Here is an 11,507-nt window from a genome sequence, read left to right as displayed (position 1 = left end):
CATCCATCATGATCATCTGAAATTGCTGAATATTTAATATCACCAAATGAAGGTGAATCAAATTCAACTTTTTGCCAAGAAGTACCATCATTATGATACATTCCAGGAAAAACACTTGTATTGACATCACCATTGTTTATAGATGTATTTAAGTTATAAACAATCATTCCCATTATGTGTGAAGGTAAAGGTGAAGCAGATTTTGTGGAGCTTAAATTTACGTAAGGTAATAACAAACCTTTAGAATGATTAGCAGTACTTAATTCTAAAATAGCATCATTATTCATTGTTGCTAAAGATTTATCCTCAGAAATTAATACTTGAGCATATGAAGTATATAAGGATCCTATAAATAATATAAAGTATATAATTTTTTTCATAATAAATTAATTTCCTAAATAAATATAATATTGAGTTGTGAAATTTTTTGGATAGTTTACAATTGGTGTATTTGTACCACCTGTAGGGATTGATACTGTGTGACTATGTGCTCCTGCAGGTTCAGTAGTACGTGTTTCTGTTGGTAATTTATTTAATCCTGTAACTCCGCTAGTTCCATATCGATTCCAGAATGCATTACCATAACTATCAAAAGTGTGAGTATGATCACCAACTGCTACTACGCTACCTTTATATTCAATATTAGGTAAATTATCTTGTGTTAATGTAATACTATTAGTCCCTCCTAAATCTCCAAAACTCTCTTCATTCACTTGTCTAAGAGGTAAAGTAGTAGCTATACCTTTTAAAATTCTATCACTAGCATCGGGTAAATTATTAAGTATTCCAAGCGCATTTGCGTTTGATTGAGCATTTGTTGGTAGAGAAGAAACAGCTCTTCCGTCTAGTGAATACCATCCATCACGATCACCTAATATAACACTTGCTTTGATATCTCCTATTCTCGGATTTGGTATTCCTGCATTTAGTAATATCCATTTTGTACCATCGTTGTAATAAAGACCAGGGTATACTTCATTTGGATAAGAACCAGATGTTTCTGTGTTGTAAACCCATAAACCTTCTTGATGACTTGAAAGAGGAGCAGGATTGTCAGTAGATGAAAGTTTAAGTTTATTGAATAAAACTCCTTTATTTGTTGTACTAATCTCAAGAATACTTGAAGGGTTAGGATTTTCTGTGCCAATGCCAACTTGAGCGTTACTAGTTGTAAAATATCCTAAAAATATAATTATAAATATGTTTTTCATAAGTGTTTTTTTTATTATTCAGATCCAAGATATATAAATACATTAGTAGTAATACTTTTTGGCTTATAATCAACAGGTTGATTATTTCCATTTAAAGGTAAAAGTACATCATGTGAATGGGTATTTGAAGATGTTACGAAATTTTGAGCTGTAGTATTTGCTAAGGGATTCGTTTGGTTACTATCATATGAAGCATTTATTGTAGTGTTTGGATTATCTAAATACGTGTGAGTATGATTATCAACAGAAGAAGTTGTTCCTGTGAAATTAACATTTGGTAAATTGGCCTGAGTTATTATAAAATTATTACGACCATTTATAACATTCATTGCCTCAGAATTTGATTTATTTTTTAAATAAGCATCAATCAAATTAGGTAATTTATCCGTAAACCCTAAAGCTTTAGCGACTGCATTTGCATTTTTTGGTAAAGTAGTAACATCTCTTCCATTTAATAGATACCAGCCGTTGGAATCAGCTTTTGCAAAGCTATTTTTCAAATCTCCAAGTTTATTAGACTCTGACTCTATTCTAATCCATTTTGTTCCATCATTCAAATAGATACTTGGCACAACACCATCAACACCATTTACAGTTGCTGTATTGTAAACAACCATACCCGAAACATGATTATTTAGAGGAGATGGAGAATTAACATTACTTAGAGCTAATCTTGGTAATAAAAAACCTTTATTCTTCTTTTGACTCTCTAAATGTAGTAGAGAATTTGAGCTTATCTCAGAATTATTGGAATCTGTGATTTTTACCTGACTTTTTACTGCATAGACAAGCAGAAGAGGTATGAAAATTAATTTCTTCTTCATAAAATTTTATTGGTTGCGTGCAATTTAAACCAAATCTTTTAAATGTTATATATCAAAGAATAAGTAAGTTATATGGACATTAAAATTAAAGTAGAGTTTTTGTAAAAAGATTAATTTTATAGAGTAAATTCAAAAACTGAATAATAGATAATCTATCATGATAAAACAGTTAACATTTGATAATTTTGGTCACACATTACATCATTTCCAAATACAATCCATTGATGATAAATATATCGTTTTTGACACAAGAAATGATGACACCAAAATAGGAGAAACATCAAGCATTTGTATACTCAACACAGAAAATTACAACACAGAAATTATCTACACAGCGAATAATCAGACTGAGTTTGGTCCAGGTGTTGGAGCAGCTTCGTTTTCTCAATTAGAGAATAAAGTTATATTTATTCACGGAATACGAAATGCAAACCGAACAAAGCCATATTCAGTTACAAGAAGAACAGGCGTTGCAATCGATTTAAATTATCCAAATCAACCAATTTTTATGGATGCTCGCGATATTAAATTTCCTTATACAAATGGAGCAATGCGAGGAGGAACGCATTCGCATTCATGGAAAAAAGATAGAAATTGGATTAGCTTTACGTACAATGATTATATAATAGAACAAGAAGCGAAACAGAATGCTAATATAAAAGATCAACGAGTAGTTGGGATGATGTTTCCTAAACAAGTAGAAGTTCCGCTAGATAAGAATTTAGAAAATAATAATGGCGAAATGTTTTCTATTATTGTTTCTAAAGTAGTGACAAACGCAACAAATGGGAGCGATGAAATAGAGAAAGCTTTTGATGAATGTTGGATAAACTCAACAAACAATATAGCATTTCAAGGACATGTTCGTGATGAAAATGGAAATTTGAAAACGGAAATTTTTATAGCAACAATCCCAGATGAAATTAGTTTTAATGAAAATGATAATTTAAAAGGAACGAAATTCACTTTGCCAGATGTTCCAAGCTGTATATCTCAAAAAAGAATAACGTTTACTCAAAGAGGAATTAGCAATTTCAGACATTGGTTACGCTCTTCTCCATGTGGAAAAATAATTTATTTTTTAATGGAAGATAAAGTTGAGAAAACACAATTATTTGGGGCGAATTTATCTACCAATGAAATTATTCAATATTCATTTTTAGAAAATTCAATAAGCTCACCATTCAATATTTCCCCAGATGGAAAATATGCTGTTTTCTTTGTTGATAATAAAATATTCTTGACTGATTTAATTGAAAAAAAATCTAAAATATTATATCAAACCGAATTAATCAATAACGAATTAACAGGAATCCCTCATTTTTCAAATAATGGAAAAAGAATTTATTTTAATCAATTTGTTCCAAATAATTTTAACGAAAAATTTATTCAAATCTTCGAGCTAGAATTATAAAAACTTGATTATAATATGTTAATATTTAAACTTTTCAGAGAAAATATTTGTCTTTTGTAAAAAATATTTCTAAATTTAATACAGATACTTAACCGAACCTAAGGTCTATGCTTAAAAAAGCTAGATTAGTTGTTCTTGTTCAAGTTTAATAAACAAGAATAAGAACTTAACAAAAACCTCCAAATAGGAGGTTTTTTTAATTGTATTTATTTTATAACTTTTACTTCGTACAAATCATTTCGTTTATCTTTTTTCGTTTTTACAGTTCCATATTCATGTAATTCTTTTAAAAGATAAAGATCAACATCTGCAATTAATACCATTTCTGTATTTGGTGTAGCTTCAGCTTTAACACCATTGTTTGGGAATGAGAAATCTGAAGGTGTGAAAACAGCAGATTGAGAATATTGGATATCCATATTATTTACACGAGGTAAATTTCCTACAGATCCTGCAATTGCAACGTAACATTCGTTTTCTATTGCACGAGCTTGCGCACAACAACGCACGCGCGTGTAACCATTTTGTGTATCTGTCATGAAAGGAACAAATAAAATTTCCATTCCTTGATCAGCCAAAATACGACTCAACTCAGGAAATTCAACATCATAACAAATCAACAAACCTACTTTTCCACAATCGGTGTCAAAAATTTTTATTTCATCACCACCATTCAATGCGTAATATTTGAATTCGTTTGGTGTAATATGTATTTTACTATAAGAATCTAATTTTCCAGAACGATGACATAAAAATGATGTATTATACAATTTACCATTTTTTAGATGCGGCATAGATCCCGAAATAATATTGATGTTATAAGTAATAGCCAATTCTTGAATTTTCTTTACAATATCATCTGTCATTGTAGCTAATTGATGCATTGCCTCAATCTCCTTTAAATGATTATAAGGGCTCATTAATGGAGTATTAAAAAATTCTGGGAACATTATAAAATCAGAACCATAATCGCTTACAGCATTTACAAAGAATTCTATTTGATCATAGAAATCTTGTAAACCATTGAATAAACGCATTTGCCATTGCACTAATCCTAGACGAATATTACGTTTTGTAGGCGAATTAGATTTTAGTTCTGGTTCATAATAAATATTATTCCATTCCAGTAGAGTTGCATATTCTAAAGATTCTTTATCATCCTTTAAATAATTTTTTAGAATTTTTTTTACGTTAAAATCATTCGAAATTTGAAAAGCCAAAGTTGAATCATAAATTTCTTTACTTTTTACTTTTTCAATATATTGACGAGGCGATAATTCTTTTGAATATTTATAATAATTAGGAATTCTTCCTCCAGCAACAATCGATTTAAGGTTCATTTCCTCACAAAGAGCTTTTCGTTCATCATATAAACGTCTTCCTAAGCGTAACTGACGATAATTAGGATGTACAAAAACTTCAATTCCGTACATTACATCACCATCAGGATCATGTTTTAAGAATTTACCATTTGAAGTGATTGTATCATAATTCGATTCAATATTAGTTTTCTTAGAATTAACAACAATACTTAGTGCCGATGCAACAACTTTACCATCGACTTCCACACAAAGTTGACCTTGAGGAAAAAGAGCTAATAATTCTTTTATTTCGTCGACAGTCCATGTTCCAAGCTGATTTTGATAGGCTTCTTTTGTAGATTCTGTCAAATCACTATAATCTTCAAGAGTCAAATTTCTGACTTGAATATTCATTTTATAAAATTTAGATTTCGACTGAATTTAGCAAATATTAATCCAATAAACAATTTTAAAAAATAAATTTAAAGCTATCTTCGTAATATACAATGATTGAAAATGAAAGATGTAAAAATAGAATTTAAGAAACCTATTTATCCTGTAAGTGATGAATTGAATCATTATTTAGAGAAATATCATCGTAAAACAAAAACAAGTATTGAATACGATGATTTAATGCGTTTTTCGGGTTGTGTAGCGCTTGAAGATAAAGAAGGAAATGATACGCATTGGTTGGGTGTGTATTATACAGCATCAGAACAGCAAGAAATACAAGATAGTCTAAACAGGATTTATACATATTTACATTCAGATGGAGATGAAGAATCTTTACCATATTTGGTTGTCGATTCTATTGATTATTGTACGTTTGGAAACTCAAAACCTTTTCGTATTCGAGTACGTAATGTTTTGAATGATAATTATACTAACTTTTATATCAAAAAAGCAGATGCTTCGCGTATTTATGGGTTAGAATTGGAAGATATTCTATCGCCACATAGAATCAATTTTTTGGTTTATAAAAATACTTTAATCGAAGAGCATATTTTAGGAATTCCAGGCGATGTTTTTATAAAAAATTATTTGGACAAATGTAACGATTTAGAAAAAAACCAGATTGCAAAAGAGTTTGTAAAATTCAATGAACGCTGCTTTATTGGGCTTTTGGGAGATATGCGTTCGTATAATTATGTAGTGATACCAATTCACGATTTTGATCAAGTTATTTATAGAATTCGACCAATTGATTTTGATCAACAATGTTATGAAGGGAATTTAAAAATTTATCGACCACAATATTTCAAAGAAAATAAAATTATGGTTGATTTGGTGAATAATCGTTTGAAAAAAAATTCTATTGATCAATATAGAAAAGAAGTGAAGTCATTGATTTCAAAACGAATTTCGAATAGCTCGAAAAGATTTCGTGATTTAATGAAAATAATGAAAAACGATCAAATTTCTAAACCTGAAAATATTGAACAGTTACGCACTGGTTTCGCAAAACTTTACAAAGATCAATCTTATGAAAACTGTCATAAAATGGGCGAAATCTTAGCTAAAGTAATTAACAATAATTTAGAACAGATAAAATAAAAAAAGCTTCTCAAAATCTTGAGAAGCTTTCTTTTTATAAAAAAGTTTTTAAACTTAGTTTTTTAGTAATTGTTTTCTATAACGCAAAGCAACCAAACCTGCCCCAATTACCAATAATGGTAAATAATCATTTATCGGAGCTGGATCCGGATCTGGATCTGGACTTGGACCATTTGGACCATCTGAATCCGTTGTTCTACTTTCAAAAAAACTAATTCCGCCTTCTTGAGAATTTGCAAAAGTCATTGTTGACATTAAGCAAAATAAAAATGTGATTTTTTTTATATTCTTCATAGTTCAATTATTTTAAAATTACTTTTTTAGATTCAGTTTTACCATCAGCTGTTTCAATTACAACGACAATAATTTGAGGTGCAAGATTCAAATTAACAACATAAGATTTAGTATTCAAGTTTTGAATTTGTTGTAATTGTCTTCCCGAAATATCAACTAATTTGATTGATTTTATAGCTTCTTGAGATGAAATTGAGATTTGTTTATTTTGAGCATAAACGACTAATCCTTTTTTAGATAAATCATTTGTTGATAATGTTCTGTTTTGATAATTTACAGCAAAACGATCTTTAATTTCACCTGCTTCTGTTTCAAAAGAATAAGTTTTTAATTCGTTTAAATTAACTACTTTATTTAATTTTTTGTCAACCAAATAGATGTTTTGTGCTTCGAAAACACCTTCAAATTGTTCTAAATTAATTTGATAAGTTCCTGCTTTTTTTACATTGTAAGCTAAGTCAAAAGAATCTTCGTTGTTGAAATCTCCACGCCCTTGTATCGCAAATAACTCATTATTTAAAACAGAATATAACCCTTCAGCTTTGTTATCAAATGGTTGAGCATCGAAATTCTGATCAAATTTATTTGTAGATCCATTTACATACCCAATTAAAGACGAATTAATTTTAGCTTGATTATTTGATAAGCTTAGCCAATATTTATCTTTTTGTTGTCTGTAATGAATACCATCGTTAGCAGTTGTACGCATAGTGTTATTAAGTAATAAATCTCCAGCGTTTGCAACTTTTACAATAAATCCTTGTGCAATATCAATGTTTTTTGAAGTTATAGTATTATCATTCCAACCTGTTCCATTATAGATAATCCAGTTAGAACCTTGGTAAGCTCCTTCCACAATAGGTTTTGAATGTGTCCATACATAAACAGAATTTATTCCTACAGTAGTATTAGCAGCAATTAAAGCATCTAAATTAATTGGCGAAGCATAAGGATTTCCTACAGCATTATTTCCTTTAGAAGTTTTAGTAACTGGAATTGATACTTCTCCGTTAAATAATTGTCCTTTGAATGAACCTTCGAATACTTTAGCATCTCCTTCGCCATAGTTGTTAAAATCATTTGGAGCTCTAAAAGCAATTACTTCTCCTGTTTTAAAGTTGTCATTGGCTGTTACATTTTCAGACCAATCGTTTGTTGATTCTAAGAATCTAGCAAAACGATTTTTTAATGTAGATGGAGAAATTTCAAGAATATTTTGTCCAATAACAGGTGAAGACCATGTCATATTTTCTAAACGATAGATAGGAGTAGATTTACGCTCGAAAGTAGCTAAACCAGTATTGATTGCATTATCGTTATTTTGAATTAAATATGCACCATGTTCGAATTTGAATGTGAAATCATTTTCATTTTTCACTTCATTTTCTACAGTAATTGTAATTCCAGCAGGAATTATTACATCGCCTTTAATTGTTAAAGATTTTGCAGAAAAACTTGTTCCAGGTGCTGCATTCAGAATAGCATCTTTTGTAAGATCTGGTGTTCCGTTAGACCAAGCTGTACCATCCCAAGTTGTAGAGCTGTCTCCAGTTGAACATAGCACTCTAACATTATCAATAAAAGCTCTTTTTGCAGAAGTTTCTAATTTTAAAGTAGAACCAGCAGCTACGTTTTCAAAACTTACAGTTGCATTTTCAAAATCATCAGTCATTTTTGCTGTGTACTTAACATTTTTAGTTTCTGAACCTAGCGTAACATTAACACTTCCTTCAACAGTTGTCCAACCTTTTACATCAAAAGAAACTGTTACATTGCCTGATATTTGGTCTAATTTTTTAGAGGTAAGTGAACCAATTTTTGAACTAGTTCCTAATTTTACAGCTTCTCCGGCTTGGTAAACACTAACTAAATTATCTTCAGGGAAATTATCATTTCCTTTCCATGCTTTCGCAGATCCATTCCCATTTGTACTGTTACCTTCTAATCCATCAAATGTCTCTTCAAAACAATACGTTGCATTTGGGTCCGCTACAGAAACATTAAAAGTTGTACTGAATTCGTTATAATTATCATTACTTAATGCAGTTGCCGTAATAGTAGTAGAACCAATTCCATCTAATGACAACGTATTTCCATTTGTCGAAACGATTGAGTTGTCTTTAGAAGTATAAACAATTGCAACTCCTTGTTCTGTTTGAGATGGTAAATCAGAAAAAGTAGTTCCTTGGTTTTGAGTTAAATTATCAAAAGTATAATTAACAGTTTGATCAGCTTTTGCTATTTCAAATGTTATGTTTGCCGCATCAGAAGTGCCGTGTTCATTTGTAGCAGTAACTTGTGCTGCAAATGTACCTACTTGCTCTGGTGTTCCTGAGAACACACCATTGTCAAAAGTTATTCCTAAAGGTAAAGTTCCCGTTTGTGTCCAAGATGTAGGATTGTTTGTTGCAGTTAAATTTCCGTCAGATAATAATACACCATATGTACCTGTTAATGTTTTAGAAGAAACAACAGGAGGTTGATTTGTAACAATTTCATATCCTGTCCAAGAAATATTATCTAATGTTATTTGTGGTCCTGCATTTCTAAAAGTTAAAGTAGAAGTACCTGCTTTATTTATTTCTACTTCAAAATTGTGAATAGTAGTATCTGTTTGTGGTGCTCCAAATGTTGGTGTTGTAAAGACAACTTCATTATCTACTAAAATTTCAATCTTTCTATTATTGCTACCTCCAGTAAAAGCTTTTCTCGCATCAAAAGTTAACTTTCCAATTCCATTAGGAATTGTAGCTTCTAAGGTATGTGTTTTATCTCTTAGCATTATTCCTTTTGATGTAATAGGAAAACTACCTTCATCACGAGCACTAACATAGTACCATTTAATACCATCTGTTTCACCATCAAATGAATTATCGGCATATGATGCATTTAAAACATTTTGACTTTCAAAGGTTTCAGAACCTTGTCCAAATGCAAATCCTGATAACAATAATGTTAATAAGGATGATCTAAAGTAAAGTTTCTTCATAAATATAATGTTTTTAGTTTTTTCAAAAATAATGTTAATTTTTATAGATAGTATTAATATAACATTAACAAATCTAATACATATATTTATTATATCTGTTTTTAAACGAATAAGTTACAAAAAAAAACCCACTAACTATTAAGCTAGTGGATTAATTTTAAATAAAGGGAAAAAATACTATTAATAGTATGTGTATCTTCTAACACCAGCAATATGTTTTGCTAAACGCATTACTTGGTGACTATATCCATATTCGTTGTCGTACCATACGTACAATACCACGTTTTTACCATCAGCAGAAACAATTGTTGCATTACTATCAAAAATAGATGGAGCAGTTGTTCCAACGATATCAGAAGAAACTAATTCATTATTCAATGAATATTTAATTTGTTCTACCAATTCGCCATTTAATGCAGCATTTTTCATAATGTTATTAACATCCTCCACAGAAGTCTCTTTTGCAACTTCTAAATTCAAAACAACCAAAGATCCATTAGGAACTGGAACACGTATTGCATTCGAAGTTAATTTTCCTGATAAACTTGGTAAAGCTTTTGCAACTGCACTACCAGCACCAGTTTCAGTAATTACCATATTCAATGCAGCTGCACGTCCTCTACGGTATTTTTTGTGCATATTATCGACTAAATTTTGATCATTTGTATAGGCGTGAATAGTCTCTAAATGTCCTTTTACAACACCTAAATTATCTTCAACAACTTTTAGAATAGGAGTAATTGCATTCGTAGTACAAGAAGCAGCAGAGAAAATATTTACTTGTTCAGGATTATATTCTTCATGATTAACACCATAAACAATATTTGGAACACCTTTTCCTGGAGCAGTTAATAAAACTTTATCTACTCCAACAGATTTTAAATGACGAGATAAAGCTTCCTCATCTTTAAAAACACCTGTGTTATCAATAACTAAAGCATTATTAATTCCGTAAGCTGTATAATCAATATCTTCTGGCTGTGCAGCAGAAATCATATAAACAGAAACACCATTGATGATTAATGCATTATTTTCGTAATCAACGACAACATTTCCGTCAAAATCACCATGAACAGAATCGTGACGTAATAAAGAGGCTCTTTTGTCTAATAAAACAGGATCGTTTTTATCACGTGTAACAATAGCACGTAATCTCAATTGTTGACCTTTTCCCATTTGAGAAGCTAATTCACGAGCTAATAAACGTCCGATTCGACCAAAACCATATAATACAACATCCTTTGGTTCGACATTTTTTACATTTTTGCTAACGCCTAATTTCTCTTCAACAAAAGCTTCTGCTGAACTGTAGTTTCCAGAAATATATTCCTTTGCCAATTTTCCAACATCAAGTCTAGAAGCTGGCAGATTTGCCTTAGCAATCGCTTTAGCAATCGCTAAAGTATCATCAATAGAAATCTTTTTTTCTACAAATTCTTCAGCATACTGATGTAGATTTATAATGTCACTAACGTTTTTATCAACTAATTGATTGCGGAAAATAACCAATTCTACAGATTGATCATACCATAAATCAGAAACAATTTTAATGAATTCTACAACTTTTTTACTTAGTTCATTAAAAGATGCAAGTTGTTCATCATAAGAAGAGTGGTTCATTTAATAAATGTTTATTTGTGTTTATTTACTTAATTCTTGGCAAAAATAAACAATTATAACGATTTCGTACATTTTTTTTGCAAAAACTAATTATTGTCATTAAAATGAAAGTATTTTCATAGAAAAATAGAGGAGGTAAACTTAATTTATAAAATTTTATCTTTTATTAAATTAAATTTATACTACTTAAATTCAATTACTTGAAATAAAAATTCAGCTTTACAACTTATTACGAAAACGTTTTCGTTGTTTATTTGTGAATAAAAAAATATTTGGTAATTCGAAAAAGCGTTCTATATT

At 30.0% G+C, this 11,507-nt stretch carries 8 protein-coding genes and 1 pseudogene; 2 read left to right on the top strand and 7 right to left on the bottom strand.

The window, feature by feature from the left end; genetic code table 11:
- From ACMHJW_RS13330 to ACMHJW_RS13320, 3 genes and pseudogenes are all read right to left on the bottom strand, one after another.
- Window positions 1-380: pseudogene (locus tag ACMHJW_RS13330) on the bottom strand (hypothetical protein); the annotation flags it as partial.
- Window positions 381-386: 6 nt separating this feature from the next.
- A complete protein-coding gene (locus tag ACMHJW_RS13325) occupies window positions 387-1,211 on the bottom strand; it encodes a hypothetical protein (protein WP_413533904.1) in 825 nt (274 codons plus the stop codon).
- Window positions 1,212-1,225: 14 nt separating this feature from the next.
- Window positions 1,226-2,035: a hypothetical protein gene (locus ACMHJW_RS13320; RefSeq protein WP_413533903.1), complete on the bottom strand. Its 810-nt coding sequence runs from the start codon at window positions 2,033-2,035 to the stop codon at window positions 1,226-1,228.
- A 157-nt stretch (window positions 2,036-2,192) separates the two neighbouring features.
- Here ACMHJW_RS13320 and ACMHJW_RS13315 point away from each other — a divergent pair, with 157 nt between their 5' ends.
- Window positions 2,193-3,449 (top strand): DUF3748 domain-containing protein, encoded by a 1,257-nt coding sequence (locus ACMHJW_RS13315; protein WP_413533902.1) that lies wholly within the window; start codon window positions 2,193-2,195, stop codon window positions 3,447-3,449.
- A gap of 206 nt (window positions 3,450-3,655) precedes the next feature.
- Here the strand turns inward: ACMHJW_RS13315 and ACMHJW_RS13310 are convergent, their stop codons facing one another.
- A complete protein-coding gene (locus tag ACMHJW_RS13310; protein WP_413533901.1) occupies window positions 3,656-5,164 on the bottom strand; it encodes a GNAT family N-acetyltransferase in 1,509 nt (502 codons plus the stop codon).
- Between the two features lie 102 nt (window positions 5,165-5,266).
- Between ACMHJW_RS13310 and ACMHJW_RS13305 the strand changes: the two genes are divergently transcribed.
- On the top strand, window positions 5,267-6,304 hold the full coding sequence (locus ACMHJW_RS13305) for a hypothetical protein (RefSeq protein WP_413533900.1): 1,038 nt from the start codon (window positions 5,267-5,269) through the stop codon (window positions 6,302-6,304).
- Between the two features lie 54 nt (window positions 6,305-6,358).
- On the opposite strand, the gene ACMHJW_RS13300 is transcribed toward ACMHJW_RS13305, so the two are convergent.
- From ACMHJW_RS13300 to ACMHJW_RS13290, 3 genes are all read right to left on the bottom strand, one after another.
- Window positions 6,359-6,598 (bottom strand): hypothetical protein, encoded by a 240-nt coding sequence (locus ACMHJW_RS13300; protein ID WP_413533899.1) that lies wholly within the window; start codon window positions 6,596-6,598, stop codon window positions 6,359-6,361.
- Window positions 6,599-6,605: 7 nt separating this feature from the next.
- Window positions 6,606-9,587, bottom strand: coding sequence for a hypothetical protein (locus tag ACMHJW_RS13295; RefSeq protein ID WP_413533898.1), 2,982 nt, complete (start codon window positions 9,585-9,587; stop codon window positions 6,606-6,608).
- A gap of 180 nt (window positions 9,588-9,767) precedes the next feature.
- Entirely contained in the window at window positions 9,768-11,207 is a 1,440-nt protein-coding gene (locus ACMHJW_RS13290) for a glyceraldehyde-3-phosphate dehydrogenase (protein ID WP_413533897.1), read from the bottom strand.
- Window positions 11,208-11,507 lie beyond the last annotated feature (300 nt).

The sequence above is a fragment of the Empedobacter brevis genome, from assembly GCF_965118635.1.
In the GTDB taxonomy this organism is placed as follows: domain Bacteria; phylum Bacteroidota; class Bacteroidia; order Flavobacteriales; family Weeksellaceae; genus Empedobacter; species Empedobacter brevis_A.
This window is presented reverse-complemented; position numbering and strand designations above follow the sequence as displayed.